This window comes from Lysobacter niastensis (assembly GCF_031457115.1).
Classification (GTDB): Bacteria; Pseudomonadota; Gammaproteobacteria; order Xanthomonadales; family Xanthomonadaceae; genus Lysobacter_J; species Lysobacter_J niastensis_A.
Genome location: NZ_JAVDVY010000002.1, coordinates 317999 through 339099 on the forward strand (window position 1 = coordinate 317999; position 21101 = coordinate 339099).

General features: G+C 68.3%; 15 protein-coding genes and 1 pseudogene. 5 read left to right on the top strand and 11 right to left on the bottom strand.

What is annotated here, in order from left to right:
• Positions 1 to 108 precede the first annotated feature (108 nt).
• The 5 genes and pseudogenes from J2X06_RS18065 to pilG form a co-directional block, all read right to left on the bottom strand.
• Positions 109 to 2319 (bottom strand): annotated as a pseudogene (locus J2X06_RS18065) (Hpt domain-containing protein); the annotation flags it as partial.
• Between the two features lie 81 nt (positions 2320 to 2400).
• Positions 2401 to 4422, bottom strand: a complete 2022-nt coding sequence (locus J2X06_RS10725) for a methyl-accepting chemotaxis protein (RefSeq protein WP_310062119.1) — start codon at positions 4420 to 4422, stop codon at positions 2401 to 2403.
• Between the two features lie 53 nt (positions 4423 to 4475).
• The gene (locus J2X06_RS10730) at positions 4476 to 5036 is read right to left on the bottom strand and encodes a chemotaxis protein CheW (protein WP_310062122.1); all 561 of its coding nucleotides are present in this window, start codon (positions 5034 to 5036) and stop codon (positions 4476 to 4478) included.
• A gap of 7 nt (positions 5037 to 5043) precedes the next feature.
• Entirely contained in the window at positions 5044 to 5409 is a 366-nt protein-coding gene (locus J2X06_RS10735) for a response regulator (protein ID WP_310062125.1), read from the bottom strand.
• Between the two features lie 18 nt (positions 5410 to 5427).
• Positions 5428 to 5829 carry a twitching motility response regulator PilG gene (gene pilG / locus J2X06_RS10740; RefSeq protein ID WP_310062127.1) on the bottom strand — a complete coding sequence of 134 codons (402 nt, stop codon included), beginning with the start codon at positions 5827 to 5829 and terminating at the stop codon, positions 5428 to 5430.
• A 296-nt stretch (positions 5830 to 6125) separates the two neighbouring features.
• Between pilG and gshB the strand changes: the two genes are divergently transcribed.
• On the top strand, positions 6126 to 7082 hold the full coding sequence (gshB, locus tag J2X06_RS10745; protein WP_310062129.1) for a glutathione synthase: 957 nt from the start codon (positions 6126 to 6128) through the stop codon (positions 7080 to 7082).
• Entirely contained in the window at positions 7079 to 7972 is an 894-nt protein-coding gene (locus J2X06_RS10750) for an energy transducer TonB (RefSeq protein ID WP_430539568.1), read from the top strand. The genes gshB and J2X06_RS10750 overlap by 4 nt, the downstream gene beginning before the upstream one ends.
• Before the next feature lie 70 nt (positions 7973 to 8042).
• Here J2X06_RS10750 and tsaB read toward each other — a convergent pair whose 3' ends face one another.
• The 4 genes from tsaB to mrcB are packed head-to-tail and all read right to left on the bottom strand — an operon-like array spanning position 8043 to position 13970.
• Positions 8043 to 8783 carry a tRNA (adenosine(37)-N6)-threonylcarbamoyltransferase complex dimerization subunit type 1 TsaB gene (gene tsaB, locus J2X06_RS10755; protein WP_310062132.1) on the bottom strand — a complete coding sequence of 247 codons (741 nt, stop codon included), beginning with the start codon at positions 8781 to 8783 and terminating at the stop codon, positions 8043 to 8045.
• A gap of 50 nt (positions 8784 to 8833) precedes the next feature.
• Positions 8834 to 10954 (bottom strand): ATP-dependent DNA helicase, encoded by a 2121-nt coding sequence (locus tag J2X06_RS10760; protein ID WP_310062134.1) that lies wholly within the window; start codon positions 10952 to 10954, stop codon positions 8834 to 8836.
• Between the two features lie 50 nt (positions 10955 to 11004).
• On the bottom strand, positions 11005 to 11583 hold the full coding sequence (locus tag J2X06_RS10765; RefSeq protein ID WP_310062136.1) for a tetratricopeptide repeat protein: 579 nt from the start codon (positions 11581 to 11583) through the stop codon (positions 11005 to 11007).
• Positions 11580 to 13970 (bottom strand): penicillin-binding protein 1B, encoded by a 2391-nt coding sequence (gene mrcB / locus J2X06_RS10770; RefSeq protein WP_310062138.1) that lies wholly within the window; start codon positions 13968 to 13970, stop codon positions 11580 to 11582. Before mrcB ends, J2X06_RS10765 begins: the two co-directional genes overlap by 4 nt.
• A gap of 128 nt (positions 13971 to 14098) precedes the next feature.
• Between mrcB and J2X06_RS10775 the strand changes: the two genes are divergently transcribed.
• Complete coding sequence (locus J2X06_RS10775) at positions 14099 to 16201, top strand: glycosyltransferase (RefSeq protein WP_310062142.1); 2103 nt, start codon at positions 14099 to 14101, stop codon at positions 16199 to 16201.
• 5 nt (positions 16202 to 16206) lie between these two features.
• On the opposite strand, the gene J2X06_RS10780 is transcribed toward J2X06_RS10775, so the two are convergent.
• Together J2X06_RS10780 and J2X06_RS10785 are read right to left on the bottom strand one after the other, a co-directional pair.
• The gene (locus J2X06_RS10780; RefSeq protein WP_310062145.1) at positions 16207 to 17757 is read right to left on the bottom strand and encodes a hypothetical protein; all 1551 of its coding nucleotides are present in this window, start codon (positions 17755 to 17757) and stop codon (positions 16207 to 16209) included.
• A gap of 82 nt (positions 17758 to 17839) precedes the next feature.
• Complete coding sequence (locus J2X06_RS10785; protein WP_310062147.1) at positions 17840 to 20014, bottom strand: RelA/SpoT family protein; 2175 nt, start codon at positions 20012 to 20014, stop codon at positions 17840 to 17842.
• Between the two features lie 66 nt (positions 20015 to 20080).
• On the opposite strand from J2X06_RS10785, the gene J2X06_RS10790 reads away from it, so the two are divergent.
• Positions 20081 to 20569 (top strand): hypothetical protein, encoded by a 489-nt coding sequence (locus J2X06_RS10790; protein ID WP_310062150.1) that lies wholly within the window; start codon positions 20081 to 20083, stop codon positions 20567 to 20569.
• A gap of 50 nt (positions 20570 to 20619) precedes the next feature.
• A complete protein-coding gene (locus J2X06_RS10795; protein ID WP_310062154.1) occupies positions 20620 to 21099 on the top strand; it encodes a hypothetical protein in 480 nt (159 codons plus the stop codon).
• Positions 21100 to 21101 lie beyond the last annotated feature (2 nt).

Genomic DNA, 21101 nt, shown 5'->3' on the forward strand with positions numbered 1-21101 from the left:
GTCGGCATGCGCCTGCATGCCGGCCAGATCGGCTGTGATCGCACCCTGGTTGCGCAATGCATCGTGCAACTGCGGCAGCACCGCATAGGCGTGCTCGACCATGCCGATGACGGCCGGGCTTGCCGGACGCGTGCCATCGAGCACGCGGTTGAGCATGTTCTCGATCTTCCAGCTGAACTCGCCCAGTGTCTTGGCGCCGACCAGGCGGCCACTGCCCTTGAGGGTATGGAAGACGCGGCGGATCGGACGCAGCTTCTCGCTGTCGTCGGGCGTCTCGCGCCACGGCGGCAGCAACTCGCCGAGGTGGCCGATCTCTTCCTCGAGTTCTTCCAGGAAGACTTCGCGGATTTCGTCGTCGATATCGTCGCTGTGCTCGAAGCCACCGGCGGCCACGCCGGCCGCCGTGGTTGCCACCGGTGCAGGTGCCGAAATGGAAGGCGTCGACATCGCGGGTGCCGCTTCGGGCGCCTTGGGCGCGGTCGGCGACGATGGCTGCGACGCCATCGGCTTGGCCTCGTGGATCGTCCTGTCGACCGAGTAGGCCGGTGTCGCGCGCTCATCCGCTTCGAAGCGCGGCGCCCGCGCCAGGTCGTCGGCCGTGATCGGCGAAGGCGCAAAGGTCGCGTCCGGCACCGGCCAGTAGTTCAGCAGCTCCAGGCTCTGGCGCGCAATCTCCAGGATGTTGTCGCGGTTCGGGCGTTGCGAACGCAGCGCCTCGAGGTAGTACTCCAGGCTCGACAGCGCATCGGCTAGCGTATCGAGCTGCTGGCCGTTGGGCACGCGCCGGCGTTCGATCAGCTCGACTTCGGTGAAGCGCTTGATGGCGACCAGGTAACTAGCCGGCAGGTCGAGATCAAGGATACGCAGGGCGCCGGAGACTTCATCGAGCAGGCGCGGCACTTCGACCAGTTCGGCGTGGTCCCAGCTGGTTTCCACGAAGGCGACGAAGGACTGGCGAGCATCGCCGAAGTTGGCGATGGCTTCGCGCACGACCACGTCGAGCACCTTGCGCGACTCGCTGGCCAGCAGGTCCTCGTCGGCCTTGTCGTCAGGCAGTCCGAGGCGGCTGACCTGATCGTCGAGCGAGGCATCGACATAGAGCAGCGCACCGGCGACGTCGAGCAGCGCGCCCTCGTCGGCGGGACGGTCGCCGCTGACGATCTCGCGCATCGCATCGCGTTGTTGCAGCACGACGTTGCGTGCAACACCCAGGCCCATCATGCCCAGCGTGTCACCGACGCGGCCGAGCGCCTCGACCTGCGGCTGCAGGTCGGCAACATCGGTCTGGCCGGTGCGAAGGTGCAGGTCGAGCGTGTCCTTGACCCGCAGCAGGTCTTCCTTGATCGCCGCCGATACCGTGTCGAGCAACGCACGGTTGCGGCCGCTCAGGCTGCCGCGGGCGTGCTCCAGCTCCGATTCGCTGGGCAGGTGCGCGTCGAGCTCGAAGGTCTCGCGCAGGTGGTCCAGGGCCGGATGGCGGCCGTCGCTGTGGGCGACGTGGTACAGCAACTGACGGGTCGGCTCCGCGGCGGGTTCGCTGCGCGGGGCGCTGAAGTCGTTGTCGGACAGGATCTGGCGGGCTTCGCGCTCGACACCGGCGAAGGCCTGGCGCAGCGAACGCGTCGGCGGCAGTGCGCCATCGCGCAACGCGCCGGCGACCGACGAGGCCACCCACAACATGCGACGCACGGGCTCGAACACGACGTCGCCGAGCAGGCCGTCGATCGCATTGGCCAGGCGCGCCGGATCGATCGGCGTGCTGTCCTCGGGCCACGCGGTCAGCGCTTCGCGCAGCGCGGCCAGATGCGGCGCCGCCGAGTTGCGTACCGCCTTGGGCGAGGTAGTCGCCGGAACCGGCAGGTCCTGCGGCAGCGGCCGGTCGAGATCTGGCGAGAACAGCACGCTTTCGTTGAGGCCCGGCTCGCCGCGCGCGGCGCGCAGTTCGTTGAGCAGCGGCAGCAGCACGATCGGAATGTCGCGATGGCCGCCCTGCAGGCGTTCCAGGTAATCAGGCAGCAGCACCACGCCGCGCATCAGCGCCGCGCAGGCGTCGTCTCGGTCTGCGACCTGGCCCAGCTGCAACGCCAGCGACAGGCGCTCCATCTCCTCGGCGACCATCGCCGGGGCGTACAGCTCGACCATGCGCAGCGTGCCGTGCACCTGGTGCAGGTGGCTGGCGCAGGCGCGCATGCGGCTGGTGTCGCCCGGATTCTCGGCGTAGGTCTCGATCTCCTGGCGCGCCTGGCGCAGGGTCTCGTCCAGTTCCGGCTTGATCCAGCCGAGCGTGGTGGTGTCGATCGCGTCGCGCATCACCGTCATCGTAGGCCCCGCATGTCATCGGGGCCGCATCGGTGGTGCCGGCCGGTCAGGAAGCTGTTCATCCGCGGTGCTATCCCGTCCTCAGGCCGGCAGCTTGAAGTCGGCGACCGAGCGACGCAGGTCGGCGGCGAGCTGTGCCAGGTTTCCAATCGATGCCGCGGTCTGGTTGGCGCCTTGCGACGTCTGAGCGGTAATCGACTGGATCGTGTTCATCGTCGCGGTGATGTTCGTTGCAGCGCTGGACTGCTGCTGCGCCGCGCTGGAGATGCCCTGAATGAGGTTGGACAGGTCGGACGAGACCTTTTCGATCTCGCCCAGCGCGGTACCCGCGTCCTCGGCCAGTCGCGCACCGGCGACCACTTCCGAGGTCGTCTGCTCCATCGAGCTGACCGCTTCGTTGGTGTCGGACTGAATCGTTTGCACCAGCGTTTCGATTCGCTTGGTAGCGTTCGATGCGCGTTCTGCCAGTCGCTGCACTTCGTCGGCCACGACCGCGAACCCGCGGCCCGCTTCACCCGCCGAGGCCGCCTGGATGGCCGCGTTCAGCGCCAGGATGTTGGTCTGTTCCGAGATGTCGTTGATCAGTTCCACGATCGAGCCGATTTCCTGGGAGCTTTCGCCCAGTCGCTTGATTCGCTTGGAGGTTTCCTGGATCTGGTCGCGGATGCTGTCCATGCCGGCGATCGTCTGGCGCACCACGCCCGCGCCCTTGGTCGCGATCTGCACCGAGCGTTGCGCCACGTCCGCCGATTCGGCCGAGTTGCGCGACACCTGGTTGATGCTCGCCGCGATTTCGCTGATGCGGTCGGAGGCGGAGTTGATCTCCTGCGCCTGGTGCTCGGCGGCCTCGGCCAGGTGCATGGCGGTGGCCTGCGTCTCCTGGGCGCTGGATGCCACCTGCACCGAGGTGTCGGTAATGGTTTGCACCAGGCTGCGCAGCTGCTCGACGGCGAAGTTGATCGAGTCGGCGATCGCGCCGGTCATGTCCTCGGTGACCGTCGCCTTCACCGTCAGGTCGCCTTCTGCGAGCGAACCCATTTCGTCCAGCAGGCGCATGATCGCCTCCTGGTTGCGGTCGTTGAGTTCCTTGGTGCTTTCGTAGCGCTTCTTCTGCGCGCTGTTGAGCGAGATCAGCAAGCCGGCGATGGCGATCAGAGCGGCGATACCGGACAGGATCGACAGCCAGATGTTGCCCATCACGCTGGTGTCCTTCAGCGAGCCGAAGGCGGTGAAGGCGCGGAAGAGGTTCTGGCTGTCGGCCAGCAGCTTGTTGGAGCCGGTGGTGATCGAGGCGGCCGCCGACTGCGCGCGGAACAGGTTCTGCGAGCTGGACAGGATGGCGTCGAGGTCCTTCTTCATATCCAGCCACAGCGTTTCGGCCTGGGTGAGCGCGGCCAGCGCGCTGCTGTTGCCGAGCGGGGTCACGCCGAAGGCGGCGTCGCCCTTGCGCAGGCCGATCAGGACGTTGCCGAACACCGCAGCGTCGCGACCCAGCGCTTCACCGGCCAGCGCGGCGCCGCTGCCGCCGGCACGGATTTCAGTGATGCGGCGGGCCATCGTTCCCGACAGCACGACCTGGCGCAGGGCGATGTAGACCTGCGAGGACGGCGAGCCGGAGGCCGACATCGCGCGCACCAGCTCGTCCAGGCGCGCCTGCATCTGCGGCACGCGGCTGGCGAAGCTGTCGGCCTTGCCGGCCAGGCCCAGCACCGCCTGTTCGCTGGCGATCACCTGGTCGGCGCTCTGGCCCAGCGTGCTCCAGGTGGAGGACACGGTCTCGATCGGGCCCGACACGCCGGCGGTGGTGCCGAAGTTCTTGTTGAGCTGGGAGACGTTGTTGTCGATCTCGCCCTTGGTGGACTTGAACGTCTCGAACATCTTGGCGTCGCCGCTGACCGCCTCCTGGCCCTGCACCGCCAGCTGCTGCGAGAGCACGCGCAAGTCCGAGGCCGCCGAACTGGCGCCGCCTAGTCGTGCGGCTTTCCAGGTCGCGTAGCCGGTGTTCACGCCGAAGACGAGCACCGACAAGCCCAGCACGACCAGCCAGGTATTGACGCCGACGTTACGGCCCTTGCCGGCCACGGAATCCATCACAGTGCTCATGGTTCAGCCTCGAATGTATTGCTGCTTTTTGCGGCAGACGTATTGGTTGACGGCTAGGCCGCGGCTTGTCGGAATTCGGGGGTCCGGGCCAGCCGTTCCAGGCTGAAGATCCCCCATGGATGGTCGCCCAGGCGGTAAGCCCGGTCGATGAAATGGGCGTAGCGACCTTCGACGAGCTGGGCCGCCTGGGCCTCCTCGTCGTTGAGTTGCTGTTGTTCGTTGAAGCTGCGCTGGCCGTAGAGCTCGTCGATCAGCACCGCCACGTCGCCGCCCGGCTGGCGCACCAGCAGGATGCGCTGGCCTTCGTGCAGGACCGTGCGTTCGCCTTCCAGGAATTGCTTGAGGTCGACGATCGGCAGCAGGTTGCCGCGCACGTTGGCCACGCCCAGCATCCACGGCTGCGCGCCGGGGACGGGGGTGATCTGCGGGATCGGCAGGATTTCCAGCACTTCGCCGAACCCCGACGCCAGGCGGCGGGTGCCAATGCGGTAACCGACGCCGCGCCACAGGCCGGGCGCGTCGAGCTGCTCGGGCAGACCCGCTACGTGCGCCAGGCTGCGGCGCTCGTAGTCGGCCAGTACGTCGAAGGGCGACAGGGCGGCGTGCTTGCTCATCGCGGGCTCAGACACCGATCAGGTCGTTGATCCGGGCGATCAGCTCGTCCTCGCGCGGCGGCTTGACGATGTAATCCTTGGCCCCCTGACGCATGCCCCAGGCCTTGTCGGTGTCCATGCCCTTGGTGCTGACGATCAGCACCGGGATCGCCTTGGTGTCGACATCGCGCGACAGCGCGCGGGTCGCCTGGAAGCCGTTCATGCCTGGCAGCACGACGTCCATCAGCACCAGGTCGGGGCGCTCGCGGCGGCAAACCTCGATGCCGTCCTCGGCGCTGCCCGATGCCAGCACCTGGTGGCCGTTGCGCTCGAGCAATTGGGTGAGAACCGCCGTGTCGGTCGGCGAGTCCTCGATAAGAAGAATTCGTGCCATGGCTGCCTTACCCCCCGGTCAGGCGTTGTTGACGTGCTTTCGGATGGCGTCGAGGAGTTCCTCGCGCGTGAATGGCTTGGTGAGGTATTGCTCGGACCCGACGATACGTCCGCGCGCCTTGTCGAACAGGCCATCCTTGGACGACAGCATGATGACCGGCGTGGCCTTGAACAGTTGATTGTTCTTGATCAGGGCGCAGGTCTGATAGCCGTCCAGCCGCGGCATCATGATGTCCACGAAGATGATCTGTGGCTGCTGGTCGGCGATCTTCGCCAACGCCTCGAACCCGTCGGTAGCCGTGACTACCTCGCAGCCCTCGCGCTTCAGCAACGTTTCGGCGGTTCGACGGATGGTCTTCGAATCATCGATGACCATGACCTTCAGACCGTCGAGGCTGCCGCTTCTGACCTCTTCAAGCATTCGTATTCCCCCGTGCGGTAGTGCGCTTGGGCACACCGCGAAAGTGACTTTATTCCAACCCGCGTATGGGCTGTCAAGCGACAAATTTCGGCGAGACCGGCTGAATGCGTGGAAAAAACGCAGGTCGACCGGCTTTGACCAGCATGACTCGGGGCTGGCCGCCCCGGCCAGACGCAGGCCGCCGATCCGGGTCCCCGGTCACTTTCCTGACAGGGCAAGAGCCGCGCCGCGCCCGGGGACGTCTCCCGATCCGGCAGCGCTGCTACCATCGCCACACTACCCTGCCCGCCATCCCCATGCCGCTCGACATCATCGTCGTGATGGACCCGATCGGGTCGATCAAGATCGCCAAGGACTCGACCTTCGCCATGCTGCTGGAAGCGCAGCGACGCGGCCACCGGCCCCATTACGTGCAACCCGGCGGGCTGACCATACGCGACGGTGTGGCGCAGGCGCGTGTCGCCCCGCTGCGGGTCAAGGACGACAAGGCGGGCTGGTTCGAGCTCGGCGACTGGTCGACCCTGCGCTTCGGCCGGGGCCAGATCGTGCTGATGCGCAAGGACCCGCCGGTCGATCCGGCCTACGTCCACGACACGCAGATTCTCAGCCTGGCCCAGTCCGCGGGCGCGCTGATCGTCAACGATCCGCGCGGCCTGCGCGACATGAACGAGAAACTGACGGCGCTGGAGTTCCCGCAATGCTGCCCGCCCACGCTGGTCAGCCGGCATGCGGGAGAACTGAAGGCCTTCATCGCCGAACATGGCGACGCCGTGTTGAAGACGCTCGATGGCATGGGTGGGCGCTCGATATTCCGCGCGCGCGCCGGCGACCCCAACACCAACGTGATCCTGGAAACGCTGACCGAAAGCGGGCGTCACCTGGCGATGGCGCAGCGCTTCATTCCCGAGATCACGCAAGGCGACAAGCGCATCCTGCTGGTCGATGGCGTGGCGGTGGACTACTGCCTGGCGCGCATTCCGCAAGGCGACGAATTCCGCGGCAACCTCGCCGCCGGCGGCCGTGGCGAAGGCCGCCCGCTGAGCGAGCGCGACCGCTGGATCGCGGCCCAGGTCGGCCCTGAAATGAAGCGGCGCGGCATGCTGTTCGTCGGCCTGGACGTGATCGGCGATTACCTGACCGAAGTGAACGTCACCAGCCCGACGTGCATCCGCGAACTGGACGCGCAATACGGCATCAACATCGCCGCGACCTTGTTCGAGGCGATCGAATCCCGTATTGCAGTCATCGCATGAGCGCAGTGACTATCGACGCGGTGGCAACGCCCGCACCGCAAGGCGTCGGTGAGAACGGTCGCGTCAGCGCAACGTTCGTGCTGTCGTTGCTGGCGCACGGCATGTTGCTGCTCGGGGTCGGCTGGACTCTGGAGAACGCCGCGCCGGTGATGCCGACGCTGGACGTGATCCTGACCCAGACCACCTCCGCGCTGACGCCAAAACAGGCCGATTTCCTGGCCCAGGCCAACAACCAGGGCGGTGGCGAGCACGACAAGAGCACGCGTCCGCGCGAAGCACAATCCGGACCGTTGCCGCAGGCCGCTTCCGGCATCGCGCCTCGGCAGTTGCGCGCGCAGTCGCCCGCGCCGCAACCGGCGCCGCAGACGCGCGTGGCCAGCAGCATTCGCGGCGAAACCACCACGCCTACGCCGCGCGCCACGCCGACCCCGAGCGAGCGGCCGCTGCCTCAGGGCCAGGAGAAGATCGAGCGTGACGTGGAGATGGCGCGCCTGGCCGCCGAGATCCATCTGCGTTCGGAGCGATACGCCAAGCGGCCGTCGCGCAAGTTCGTTTCAGCGAGCACGCAGGAATATTCGTGGGCCGGCTACCTGCGCGAGTGGGTCGACCGCGTCGAACGCGTCGGCAACCTCAACTATCCCGACGAGGCACGGCGTCGTCGCCTGGCGGGCCAGGTAGTGATCAGCGTGGCGATCCGCCGCAACGGTTCGGTCGAGCGCGCCGACATCATCAAGAGCAGCGGCATTCCGCTGCTGGACGCCTCCGCGCTGCGCATCGCCAAGCTGGCCGAACCCTACCCGCCGCTGCCGCGCACGGACGAGAATCCGGACATCCTGCATGTCACCCGCACTTGGAATTTCCTGCCGGGTGGGCAGTTGATCGACGAGTAGTCGGTCTTCTCAGCCAGGATCGGGAGAGTGGTGGCTCGATCCGGCAAGCAAAGAGTTTCAAGGTCCAGGGCTACGATCCGCGCGACTGACGCAGCGCGCGCTGCTCCTCGATCGTCAGCGCGACGTTGTTGCGCAGGTAGGCGGGCTCGACGAGTTCGGCTGCGACCGCTTCGCCACGCGCAAAGGCCTGCGCCGCCAGGCGCGCGACATCGGCGGCATGCGGCAATGCGGTGGCGTCGATCGCGCTGAAGCGCGATGCCAGCCGCTGCGCGAGCACGCCATCGGCCGCAGCGAAGCCCGTGCCCACGCCGATCCATCCGCTTCCATCGTCAGGCAAGGCGACCTGATCAGGGGCCATCACCACTTCGTCGCCAAGCGAGTGGATGCCGTCAGGTCGCAGGGCGAAGGCGGCGGCATAGACCTCGCCCATGCGCGCGTCGATCGCCGCCAGCACGCGCTGGGCCTCATTCCCACCCTCTCCCGCGGGCGGGAGAGGGAGCATGGAGGCGCGCATCGCCAGGGCGGCCAGCGTGGAGACGGGCACCACGGGCCTGTCCAGCGCGAGTGCGATGCCCTGTGCCAATGCGATGGCGAGTCTCACGCCCGTGAATGCACCCGGGCCGCGCCCCACCGCAATCACGTCGAGCTGCGAGCGGGCGATGCCGGCTTGCGCCAGCAGTTGCTCCGCCCAAGGCAAGGCCAGTTCCGCGTGGCGACGCGGCGCCAACTCGAAACGCTCGCGCACCTGCCCGTCGATCGACACGGCGACCGACAGCGCCTCGGTGGAGGTCTCGAAAGCGAGGAGGTTCATGGCGGGCAGCCAAATGTGGGGGCGGAACAGGGGGGCAGTTTAACGCGCTGTCACAGCAAGCCCGTGTCCGCCCGTTCCTGCTCGCCATTGCCGTCCATTCCTTCTTCCCCCTGCCCGCTGCCGAAAAACGCCGCCACGTCCTCGATACGCCGGGTCTTCGGCAGCGGCGGCAGCGAATTGAGGAACACGCTGCCGTAAGTCTTGCTGGTAAGGCGCGGGTCGCACAGCACCAGCACGCCGCGGTCGCTCTCGTTGCGGATCAGCCGGCCGGCGCCCTGCTTCAGCGCGATCACCGCCTGCGGAAGTTGTTCGTCGCGGAACGGATTGCCGCCGTTGCGTCGGATCGCGTCCAGCCTTGCCTCGAACACCGGATCGTCCGGCGCGGCGAACGGCAGCTTGTCGATCACCACCACGCTCAGCGCCTCGCCGGCGACATCAACGCCTTCGCGGAAGCTGGCGGCGCCCAGCAGCACGCCGTTGCCGGACGCGCGGAACCGCTCCAGCAGCACCGGGCGCGGCGCCTCGCCCTGCACGAACAGCGGCCACGGGCCGCCCTTCAGCAGTTCGGCGGCCTCGCGCAGCGCGCGGTGCGAGGCAAACAGGACGAAGGCGCGGCCACCGGAAGCTTCCAGCACGGGCCGCAACTTCTCGACCATGCTCTCGTTGTAATGGCGCACGACCGGATCGGGCAGGCCGCGCGGCATGTAGCACAGCGCCTGTTTCTGCCAGTCGAACGGGCTGGGCACCAGCAGCGTCTGCGGCGGATCGTCGCCCTTGAGGAACAAGCCGAGCTTGATCGCGAAATGCTCGAAGCGGCCGCCGACGGCGAGCGTCGCGGAGGTGAACACCCAGGCCGCCTGCGAACGCGCGCGGTGCTGGGCCAGGGGACCGGCGACATCCAGCGGCGTGCGGCTGAGCCGGAAGCCTCGCGCGGTCAGTTCGTACCAGAGCACGCTGTCGTCGCGATCTTTCTTGCCGCCCCCCTTTTTCCCGGCATCGGCATCGCCAGCACGCTCCGATGCCTGCGCGTCGATTTCAGCGAAGTCGTCACCGAATCCGTCGTCATCATCCGCCGCATCCGCCACGGAATCGTCACGCCAGCGCCGCAGCCGTCCTTCGAACTCCACGGCCCTGGCCGCGCAGGCATCGAAGCCCGGCGAGGCCGAAGCCAACGGCTGCAGCACCGCGTGCATCTGGTGCAGCGCATGCTCCAGCTCATCGAAGGCGTCCTCGACCGCCGGCACTTCCGCTGCGCGGCGACGCGTGCCACGCACCGGCAGTTCGTCCATCGCGGCACGCAGCGCGCGCACGGCCTGCTCCAGCGCGCGTGCTGGGTCCTGCACGGCAGCCAGTGCCGAGGGCACCTGGCGGCATTCGGTCAGGGCATCGCGCGCCAATTCGACCAGTGGCCGCGCGCTCAGGGCTTCGCCGAAGAACTGCGCGGCCAACTCCGGCAATTGATGCGCCTCGTCGACGACGAAGGTCTGCGCACCCGGCAGGATCTCGCCGAAGCCCTCCTGCTTCAGTGCCAGGTCGGCAAGCAGCAGGTGATGATTGACCACGACCAGGTCGGCGGCCTGCGCGCGCTGGCGCGCCTGCACGACAAAGCAGTCTGCGAAGAACGGGCACTCGCTACCCAGGCAGTTCTCGGCGGTGCTGGTGACCATCGGCAGCAACGGCGAGTCGTCCGGCAGCGCATCGAGTTCGGCCAGGTCGCCCATGCGCGTACGGCCAGACCAGGCGACGATGCGCTGGAACTGCGCCGCCAGTTCGCGCGAGGTAAAGCGCGGCTCGCCCTGCGCCTGGCGCATGCGGTAGTGGCACAGGTAATTGGCACGGCCTTTCAGCAGCGCGGTCTTCAGGCCGATGCCGAGAGCATCGCGCACGCGCGGCAGGTCGCGGTGATAGAGCTGGTCCTGCAATGCACGCGTGCCGGTGGAGACGATCGTCTTCTTGCCCGACAGCAACGCCGGCACGAGGTACGCGAAAGTCTTTCCGGTGCCGGTGCCGGCCTCGGCCAGCAGCGTTCCGCGGCTGTCGACGGCATCGCTGATCGCGCCGGCCAGGTCCTGCTGCGCGGTGCGCACCGTGAAGCCGGGAATGTTGCGGGCGAGATCGCCGCCGTCGGCCAATGCCGTGCGGCTGGCCTCGCTGAGGCGGCTACCGGTCATGTGGGTGCTCCGTGGCGGGCTTCAATAAGTCGCGCTCGACAAGCCGCGCTTCAATAACGCGGTGGAGCGGCGACCGTGCAGGCATCGCGCTTCTGGCGCGCCTGGTCGATGGTCGTCTTGCGTGCGGAGGCTTCCGCGGCCGCCTGGGCCGCAGCTTCTTCGCCACGGCCTGCGGCCTGCGCGTAGTGGCCGCGCATCTGCGTGGCCTGCGCCACCGTTTCCCAATGGCGCCGGCACAGCGGACCGACCTGGGCGCCCAGCGCGATCGCGCGACGCGCGAACTGCTCGGCGCTGTCGGGCTGCTGCAGCAGCAGCGAGGCTTCGGCGCGTTCCTGCAGCAATGCCGGGTCGTCTGGGGTGATGGCCAGTGCCTGGTCCAGCGCAGTCGCCGCCTCGGGAACCTTGCCCTCACGCTCCAATCGTTGCGCGTCCTCACGCAGGTCTTCGGCCTGCGTGTCGCGCAGCGGCTGTACGTCCAGTTCGCTGGAAGCAGCGCCGCCTGTGGCACGGATCGCCGCGACTGCGGCGCGCGCATCGAACGCGGGCACGGGCGGCGCAGGCGGCGTCGAACTGCACGCCGCCAGCAACGTCAGGCCTATCGCCAGCAGCAGCGAACGCCGCGCGATCAAGGCGCGTCATCCTTCGAGGCGGGCGTGGACGGCTGGGCTTCCGCGGGTGCTTCGTCCTCGCGCTTGCCGAAGCCGAACCACTCGCGCCAGCCGCCTTCTTCCTCCGCGACCGGCTGCGGCGCGGGGCAAGGCGCGTACGACGGCGCAAAGCCGGCGACGAATGCGAAGCGGCGTGCGCCGGCGCAGTCGGCGTCGGTGGTGTGCGTGCCGGCCACCCACTGCCAGTCCAGGCCCTTGTCGCCGACCTTCAGCGGTGCGGTCGGCAGGCGCGAGAAGATCGCCGACCACACGCGCATCGCACCGGTGGCGCCGTACAGGCCGGTTTCCTTGTTCTGGTCGTTGCCGACCCAGATCACGGCGAGGTGGTCTCCGGTCCAGCCGGCGAACCAGCTGTCACGGCCGTCGTTGCTGGTGCCGGTCTTGCCGGCCGGCGACAGGCGGCCGAGACCGTCGCGGATCAGCTGAGTGCCGGTGCCGTTGGACACGGCTTGCTGCAACGCGACGGTGATCAGGCGCGCGGCGATGGCGTCGCCTTCCTGGGCCGGCGCCGGGGCCTTGTCGTAGCGGTTGACGGCCTTGCCGTTGGCGTCGAGCACGCCGCGCACCGCGTGCAGCGGCTGGATCTCGCCGCCCGAGGCGAGGAACTGGTACAGCTGTGCCATCGCGTACGGGCTCTGGTCGACCGCGCCGAGGATCAGCGAAGGATTCGGCTCGGCCTCGATGCCGGCCAGCGTGCGGATGAGGGTGGCGACGCGCTCCGGGTCAACCTGCATGCCCACGCGCACGGTCGCCTGGTTGTAGGACATCGCCAGTGCATCGACCAGGTGCACGCTGCCGTGGCTGCGGCCGTCGGAATTGCCGGGGTTCCAGTTCTTGCCCTTGCCCAGCGCGACGGTGACCGGCGAATCGTCCACCCAGGTCGCCAACGAATATTTGCCGGGCTGCGCCAACGCCAGCAGGTACACGAACGGCTTGAGCAGCGAGCCGACCGGACGCTGCGCTTCGACCGCGCGGTTGAAGCCGTGCTCGTCGAAGCTGCGGCTTCCCACCACTGCCACGACCTCGCCGTTGTGCACGTCGGTCACGATCAGACCCGACTGCAACGGCGGGCGGGTCTTGTGGTCCAGGCTCTTGAGCGTGCGCGACACCGCCGCCTCGGCCAGCCCCTGCGCCGAGGGCTGCATGCCGCTCATCACGCTCAGGCCGGCGCCGGACAGGGCATCGGCCGGATAGTCGCGGGCGAGCTGCCGGCGGACCAGGTCGACGTAGGCCGGGAAGCGGTTGGCGGCGACGCTGCCCGGCGTCTGGGTGATGCCGAGCGGCGCCTTCAGCGCGCGCTGGTATTCGGCGTCGTCGATCAGGCCGGTCTCGTGGAATTCACCCAGGGCGAAGTTGCGGCGCTCCAGCGCACGCTCCGGATTGCGGCGCGGGTCGTAATACGACGGACCACGCACGATGCCCACCAGCAGCGCGACCTGCTCGGTGCTCAGGTCGCGCAGGTCGCGGCCGAACCAGAACTCCGAACCGGCGGCGACGCCGTGGATCGCCTGCGCGCCGCGCTGCCCCAGGTAGACCTGGTTGAGGTAGGCCTCCAGGATCGTGCGCTTGTCGTAGCGTGCGTCGATCAGCAGGGCGTAGAGAATCTCCTTGCCCTTGCGGGTCAGCGTCTGCTCGCGGCCGATGCCGAGCAGGCCGCTGCGCGCCAGCTGCTGGGTCAGCGTGCTGGCGCCCTGCTTGGTGCCGGTGGCGGTCTTGAAGGCCGCGCGCACCATGCCGGTGACGTCGATGCCGAAATGATGGTTGAAGTCGCGGTCCTCGACCGCCTGCAGGCCGGTCACCAGCAGTTCGGGCACTTCCTCGATGCGGACCAGGCGGCGTTCTTCCTGCTTCTGGCCATACAGGGTGGCGATGCGGGCCGGATCCAGCCGCGCCGATTTCAGCGACTGGCGACGCCCGGCCTCGCGCAGCGAGGCGACGCGGCCGCCCGACAGCACGAGCTCGATCCGGCGCGCGGCCACGGCGCCGTCGACGTCGTTGAAGCCGCGGCTGGAGATCAGCCAGCGTCCGCCGTTGCGGGCATAGGTGCCCGGGCGGGCGCCGTCGCCGGCGTGGTAGGCGGCGGCGTCCAGCTCGGTCTTCAGCGTGGTGGCGTCGATGGTCAACCCGGGCGCCAGCTGCAGGGGGCGCGCATAGACGCGGGTCGGGATCTGCCACCTAAGCTGGCCGAAGCGCTCGCTGACCTCATGGTTGAGATACAGCGTGTAGGGAATCAGGAACCCGAGGCCCAGACCGATCGCGGCCAGCACCCAGGTGACCAGGCGGCGACGCCACTGCGGATGTTCGCTGTCTTCGCTGGTTTCGTCTTCGTCGTAATCGATTTGAGCCACGGCATGGGACAATGACAGGGCTGCGCCCTCGTGTCGGCGAGTCTAGCGCAGCCGGCCGGCGCCCACCCCGCGCGCGGAGCGATACGGGCATTTGCAATACGGAGTTCCTTCAGCATGGCAATGAATCGATGGGCATGACCTGGGCCGATTTCCGGTTCCTGATGGACCGGGGCACGGGACTGGCCCAGCGCGGCATGACCAGCCTGCGCACCCGCGGCCTCCAAGCCACCTGGCAGCGCGTGCTGAAGCAGTTCCATCGGGTTCCGATGTCCCAGCGAATGGCGCTGTACCTGCCCGAGCCGGCCGCGTTCACCCCATTCGCCGTGCCCCATGACGCCGCGCCCCGTGCCAGCATCGTCATTCCGGTCTACAACCAGTTTGCCCACACGCTGAACTGCCTGCGCGCGTTGGCCGAGCACCCGCCTCAGTCGACCATCGAAATCATCGTGGTCGACGATGGTTCCTCCGACGAAACCGAGGCATCCCTCCTCCAGGTCCAAGGCCTGCGCTACCACCGGCGCGTGGTCAACGGCGGTTTCATTGCGGCCTGCAACGACGGCGCCTCGCTGGCGCGCGGCGAATATCTGGTATTCCTCAACAACGACACCGTGCCGCAACCGGGTTGGCTGGATGCGCTGCTGGACACCTTCGTCCAGCATCCCGACACCGGCCTGGCCGGCGCGCAACTGATCTATCCGGATGGGCGGCTGCAGGAAGCCGGCGGCATCGTGTTCGCCGACGGTGGTGGCAGCAACTACGGCCGCTTTGGCGCGCCCGACGATCCGCGATACACCTACCTGCGCGAGGCGGACTACTGTTCGGGCGCGGCGATCGCCATTGCGCGCACGCTGTTCTCCAGGCTGGGCGGTTTCGATACGCGCTACGCACCGGCGTATTACGAGGACACCGACCTGGGTTTCGCGGTGCGCGCGGCTGGCCTCAGGGTGCTGTACCAGCCCGCATCGCGCGTGCTGCACATGGAAGGCATCACGTCGGGCACCGACCCCAAGCAGGGCATCAAGGCGTATCAGATACGCAATCGCAGCGTTTTTGCCGAGAAGTGGCACGACGCCCTGAAGACCCAACCGCCGGTTTCCGCCACCCTGGATACCGCTGCCCTGGCCGCACGCCGCCATTCGATCCTGGTGGTCGACGCCTACACGCCCCGCCCGGATCGGGACTCGGCCTCCTTGCGGCTTTTCAACCTGATGCGGCTGTTGCGGGAGGAAGGCGCGCATGTCGTGTTTTTCCCAACCGACCTCGGTCACGTCGGCGCCTACACGGGCGCGCTGCAGCAACTGGGCGTGGAAGTCTGGTATGCGCCGTATGCCGAGCCTCCGCCGACCTGGGTGCGCGAACACGGCCACCGCTTCGATAGCGTCGTGGTCTGCCGCCACCACGTCATGCGCGAATGGTTGCCGCTGCTGCGCCGGCATGCGCCGCAAGCCCGCGTGGTGTTCGACAGCGTCGACCTGCACTACCTGCGTGAGCGGCGTGGCGCTGAACTTGCCAACGACCGTGCACTGGCTCGTGCCGCGCAGCGCACGCGCGAGCTGGAACTGGACATCATCGCGCGCAGCGATGCGACCCTGGTAGTCAGCGAAGTGGAGCTCCAGTTGCTGTCGCAGGATGCGCCGCAGGCACAGGTGGAAATCCTGTCCAATCTCCACCACGTCCAGGGCGCCGGCCGTCCCTTCGACGAACGTCGCGACATCGTTTTCGTCGGCGGCTTCCGCCATCCGCCCAACGTCGACGCGGTGCTGTGGTTCGTCGAGGAGGTGTGGCCGCGCATCCACGCTCGACGCCCGGACCTGTCGTTCCACTGCATCGGTGGCGACACGACGGCGCAGATCGAGGCGTTGTCGACGCGGCCCGGCGTGGTCGTGCACGGCCACGTGCCCGATCTGGACCCGTACATGGACGGTGTACGCCTGGCCGTTGCGCCGCTGCGCTACGGCGCGGGCGTGAAGGGGAAGGTCAACCTCAGCATGGCGCATGGCCAGCCGGTGGTCGCCACGGCCTGCGCCGTCGAAGGCATGCACCTGCGCGATGGCGACGACGTGCTGGTGGCCGACGATCCCGAAGCCTTCGCGCAGGCCGTGCTGCGCGCCTACGACGATGCCGCGCTCTGGCAGCGCCTGGCGGACAACGGCCTTCGCAACGTGCAGGCGCATTTCTCGCTCGACGCCGCGCGCGACGTGGTGCGTCGACAGTTGCTACCACATCGCTGAGCGATTTATTGGCGTGCGGCGGAGGCCGCGCGCACGCGGTTGGCGAATTCCGCCAGTCCGGTCGCTCCCGGGTCCAGCGAGCGCGCCGCCGTCAGCGCGGAGTTGGCCGCCTGCAGCTCGCCGGCGCCCAGACGCTCATAGCCAACCGCGATCCAGCGTTGCGCCAGACGCCGCTGCGCATCGGCGTGGACGGCGCTAGGGCCCTCCAGCACCCGCCATGCGTCGAGGCAGGCGCTGGCACGGGTGAGCCGATTGGCGCGCAGCTCGGTTTCGAAACAGCGCTTGGCCGCGGGCAGCAGGCGCATGGAGGCCGCCTGCACCCGCGCATCGCCGGGCGCCATCGAACGCGCGACACTCAACTTGTCGTAGGCGCTGTCGCCAGGGGGCGTCAGCAGATCGCCACGCGCTTCGGCGGCGGCGGCATCGTCGAGCATCTGCTGCAGGCGCCGCTGCCGCTCGGCTGGCGGGAGTGAACTGCCGTAGCGCTGTTGCGACTGGCGCGAGCGCGCCATGTGCCGGCGCGCTTCGCCGACCGAAGCGGCGTCCGGCGAGATGGCTTCGGCTTCACGCAGCGCGGCCTGCGCCTCCTGGAAGCGGAAATCGGACGCCAGCTTTTCGCTGCGGGCCGCGTACGCATCGGCCACCTGCGACACGCCCCGCTCCGCCTCGCTGTCCTCGGGGTTGGCTGCGAGCAGACCGCGGTATCCCTCCAGTGCGGCCGGCAACCTGCCGCGGCGAAGGTCTTCGTCGGCCTGGCGATGCCGCTTGTTGGCCTGGCGCGCGAGTTCGGCCAGCGCATCGGGCAGGTCGACATGGCCCGGATCGGCCTGCTGGACACGATGTATCTGCGCCGCGGCCGCGGCCAGGTCGCCCCGGGCCAGGACCTTTCGCGCGGCCTGCAGCAGGTCCGCCAGCGTGTCCTCGCGTCCTTCCAATGCCTGCACATTGTTGGGCTGCAACGTGAGCACGCGCTGGTACATCGGCAGGGCCGCATTCGCGTCGCCTTCGAGCCGGCCATCCCGACGCGCCTGGGCCGCTCGGGCCAGCCATTCGTCGCCACCCGAATCGACGGCTTCGCGCGCACGCAGTTCTTTCGCCAGCATCTCGGTCTGCGCCCGCGGCACGGCCAGTTCCTGTGCCAGGGCCAGAGAGCGATGCGCATCGGCATAGTGCCCCGCCACGACCGCATCGCGCCCCTGCGCGAGTGCGGCCTGGCCAACGCGGGCCAGGCCCTGGCGGGCATCCATGCGATCCGGATCCAGCGCCAGTGCCGCCTCGTAGAGTTCGCGCGCACCCTTTCCGTCGGGTGATGTCAGTCGTCCTTCGGCCAGTGCGCTCGCGGCATCGGCGCGCAACTGCTGGGCGCGAGTGTCCGGCCACAGCCAGTTGGACAGCGGCTCCCGTACCAGCAGCAGTAACACGATCGCCACCACGGCCACGACGAACCAGCGCGCAGCCGTGAATGACCGGCCCTGCGCGGCATGCTCCTGGTCTTTGCGGAATTGCAATTGCTCGATGTGGCCGAGCCGGGGCTCGAGCCGGGGCCGCGCCTTCATGGAACCGCGCTCGCTGTCTGGCCGTCGTTCATGTCGGCCACCAGCATAAATGCGCGGCGGGCCGGCCGGCATGAAGGCCGGTTCATTGTCGCTGCGCCTGCTCCACGCCCGGCAGCGACGACAGCTTGCCCAGCAGCGTGGACAACTGCCCATAGTCGGCCACCCGCAGGCGCAGGCGCAGCCTCACGCGGGCGCCATTACGCTCGACCGCGCTGCTGATGCTGACCACGTGGGCGTTGCCCTGGGCGATCAGGTTGGTGACCTCCTTGAGGAGCCACTTGCGGTCGAGCGCCAGCACTTCGACATCGACCTCGTAGCCACTGCCGGCGCGGCCCCACTCCACCGGAAGCACGCGCTGGGGTTGGGCGGCAGCCAGGCGCTCGAACGCACTGCATCCTGGCCGGTGCACGCTGACGCCGCGCCCACGGGTGAGGTAACCGACGATGGGCTCGCCCGGCAGCGGCTGGCAGCAGCGCGCCAGCTGCACCAGCAGGTTGCCGACGCCTTCGACGGTGAAGTCCGTGGTCTTGCGCGGGACGCGGCGCGGCGCGGGCGGCGTGGTGATCGTGCCGCTGCTGGCGGCAGCCGCCGGCGCCGCGTTGGCCGCCGCGCGATCGTGCTCCAGCAGCGCGCGGCCGACCTGATGCGGGCCTATGTCGCCCAGGGCGACCTGCACGTAGACCTCGCTGTCGCTGGCCAGGTTGAACTTCTCGCGTGCCGGCGCCAGGTCTGCGCCGAGCAGGCCGAGGCGACGCAACTCCTTGTCGAGCAGTTCCTTGCCGGCCGTTTCGTTGCGTGCGCGATCGAGCTTGTGGAACCAGGCACGGACCTTGTCGCGCGAACGGCTGCTGGCCAGGAAACCATTGGCCGCCACCAGCCAGTCGCGCCGCGGCTCGCCGGTCTTGGCGGTGAGTATCTCGACCCGGTCGCCGCTGTGCAGCTTGTGGTCCAACGGCACGATGCGGCCGTCAACTTTCGCGCCACGGCAGCGGTGGCCCACCTCGGTGTGCACGTGATACGCGAAATCCAGCGGCGTCGCGCCGGCCGGCAGGTCGATCACCTCGCCCTTGGGCGTGAGCACGTAGATGCGATCCTCGACCAGTTCGGTATCGAACTCGCCGGCCAGCGAACCATCCTCGCGCCCGGATTCGATCGACGTCTCCAGCAGCTTGCGCATCCAGGCGATCTTGCGATCGAAAGCGGCATCGGCGCTGTGGCTGCCGACTTCCTTGTATTTCCAGTGCGCGGCCACGCCCAGTTCGGCCTGCCGGTGCATGTCGTGGGTGCGGATCTGCACTTCCAGCGTCTTGCCTTCCGGTCCGACCACGGCCGTGTGCAGCGAGCGGTAGTCGTTGCGCTTGGGCCGCGCGATGTAATCGTCGAACTCGCTGGGAATCGGCGCCCAGGTCGCGTGCACCACGCCCAGGGCGGCGTAGCAGTCGGCGAGGCTGTCGACGAGCACCCTCACAGCCCGTAAGTCGTAGAGCTCGCCGATCGGCACGTTCTTGCGCTGCATCTTCTTCCAGATGCTGTAGATGTGCTTGGGCCGCCCGGCGATCTCGGCCTGGACGCCCTGCGCCGCCATCGCATCACGCAACGTGCGCTTGACCTTCACGATGTAACGCTCGCGGTCGACGCGCTTCTCGTCGAGCAGGCGCGCGATCTGCTGATAAGTGCCCGGCTCGAGGTAGCGGAACGCCAGGTCCTCCAGCTCCCACTTCAACTGCCAGATGCCCAGCCGGTTGGCCAAAGGCGCGTGGATGTCGCGGGTCAGCGCCGCCAGCGCGCGGCGTTCGTTCTCCGGCAAGGCTTCGGCATGACGCATGCGCGCCAGCTGGCGGGCCAGCAGGATCGGCACCACGCGCAGGTCGCGCACGATCGCCAGCAGCAGCCGCCGCAGGCCTTCGTTGCCGGCCTGGCCATGGCGCTCGGCGTGCAGGGCCCAGACCTGCGCGGCGGCGCGCTGCCCTTCCAGAAGCACCGCCACCGACGCGAATTCGCGCTCGAAACCCGGGCCCAGGTGGGCCAGCCAGCCGGGATAGGTGGACAGGATCGCCGCAGCCACGGTGTCGCCATCGTCGCCCAGCAGGGACAGCGCATCGAGCATGCTCGCTACCGTCTGCGGCGAATCGGTGGCGTCGTCGACGTTCGGGGCCGCCGCGGCCGCCTGCTCCAGTACGCGCCGCAGCGGTGCCGCGATCGCCGCGACAGCGGGATGCGACAGCACAGGGGCAGACGTGGAAGGCGGTATTGCCATGGACGGAACAATGGCGGACACGGGGGACGGTCTACACTAGCCGCCAAAAGCCCCAAGGAACAGCGCATGCTCCCGATCCGAACCCGCCTGCTCGCCGCCGTCATCGTGTTGGCCCTTGCCCCCTGTGCAGCGGCGCAACAGCAGATCGAACAGCAGATGTCGCCGGAGCAGTTCAAGGCCACGGGACTGGATCGCCTGAGCCCCGAACAGCTGGCCAATCTCAACGCCTGGCTGAACGGCAAACTCGAGATCGAAACCGCCAAGGCCGCCAAAACCGCCAAGCAGGAAGTCGTGAAGGAAAACCGCGGCTTCGCCACGTTCGGCTCCACCGATCCGATCACGGATCGCATCAGCGGCGATTTCCGCGGTTTCGGCAAGGGCCGCACGTACACGCTCGACAACGGCCAGGTCTGGGAGCAGGTCGATGACGCCCGGCTGGCCGGTGCGCACTTGACCAATCCACAGGTAAAGATCACCCCGACCATCGTCGGCAACAGCTGGTACCTCGCCGTCGAGGGATTCAATACGCGCGCCAAGGTCCAGCGCGTCAAGTAATCGCCCCCGCCATCCCGTCCCGCCCGATACTGCCCACGGAATTCCACTCCATGCTTCAGCTTTCGCGTACATCCGCTCTTGCATTGTTTCTCACCGCCGCGCTGTTCCAGGTTCCCGCCATGGCTGCGCAACCGTATGTCGCGATCGAAAAGCGCCTGAGCCCGGAACAACTGCATGCCGCCGGCCTGGACACGCTTTCCTCGGAACAACTGGCGACGCTCAACCGCCTGCTTAGCGACGAACAGGCGGCCCACACCCGTGACCAGGCGCAAGACGGAGTCGGCCTGCGCGAGAAGCGCGTCGAAGCGGAGCCGGTAAGCGCGACGGCAAAGGGCGACGCCCGAGGCTGGTCCAAGGGCGACGTCGTGGAACTCGACAACGGCCAGCGCTGGCGCGTCGTTGAAGGCGAGCTCTATCTCGGCAAGGCCACCGGCAGCCGCAAGGTGACCATCGCGCCAGGCGCATTCGGTGCGTGGTACATGCAGGTGGACGGCAAGACCCCGCGACTGAAGGTCCAGCGCGTGCAGTGAGG

Coding starts and splice junctions, on each gene's coding strand:
- J2X06_RS10730 (WP_310062122.1), bottom strand. CDS start 5,036: ATGAGCAAGCACGCCGCCCTGTCGCCCTTCGACGTACTGGCCGACTAC.
- J2X06_RS10780 (WP_310062145.1), bottom strand. CDS start 17,757: ATGAAGGCGCGGCCCCGGCTCGAGCCCCGGCTCGGCCACATCGAGCAA.
- J2X06_RS10725 (WP_310062119.1), bottom strand. CDS start 4,422: ATGAGCACTGTGATGGATTCCGTGGCCGGCAAGGGCCGTAACGTCGGC.
- J2X06_RS10775 (WP_310062142.1), top strand. CDS start 14,099: ATGGGCATGACCTGGGCCGATTTCCGGTTCCTGATGGACCGGGGCACG.
- J2X06_RS10735 (WP_310062125.1), bottom strand. CDS start 5,409: ATGGCACGAATTCTTCTTATCGAGGACTCGCCGACCGACACGGCGGTT.
- J2X06_RS10785 (WP_310062147.1), bottom strand. CDS start 20,014: ATGGCAATACCGCCTTCCACGTCTGCCCCTGTGCTGTCGCATCCCGCT.
- tsaB (WP_310062132.1), bottom strand. CDS start 8,783: ATGAACCTCCTCGCTTTCGAGACCTCCACCGAGGCGCTGTCGGTCGCC.
- J2X06_RS10750 (WP_430539568.1), top strand. CDS start 7,079: ATGAGCGCAGTGACTATCGACGCGGTGGCAACGCCCGCACCGCAAGGC.
- gshB (WP_310062129.1), top strand. CDS start 6,126: ATGCCGCTCGACATCATCGTCGTGATGGACCCGATCGGGTCGATCAAG.
- J2X06_RS10795 (WP_310062154.1), top strand. CDS start 20,620: ATGCTTCAGCTTTCGCGTACATCCGCTCTTGCATTGTTTCTCACCGCC.
- pilG (WP_310062127.1), bottom strand. CDS start 5,829: ATGCTTGAAGAGGTCAGAAGCGGCAGCCTCGACGGTCTGAAGGTCATG.
- J2X06_RS10760 (WP_310062134.1), bottom strand. CDS start 10,954: ATGACCGGTAGCCGCCTCAGCGAGGCCAGCCGCACGGCATTGGCCGAC.
- J2X06_RS10790 (WP_310062150.1), top strand. CDS start 20,081: ATGCTCCCGATCCGAACCCGCCTGCTCGCCGCCGTCATCGTGTTGGCC.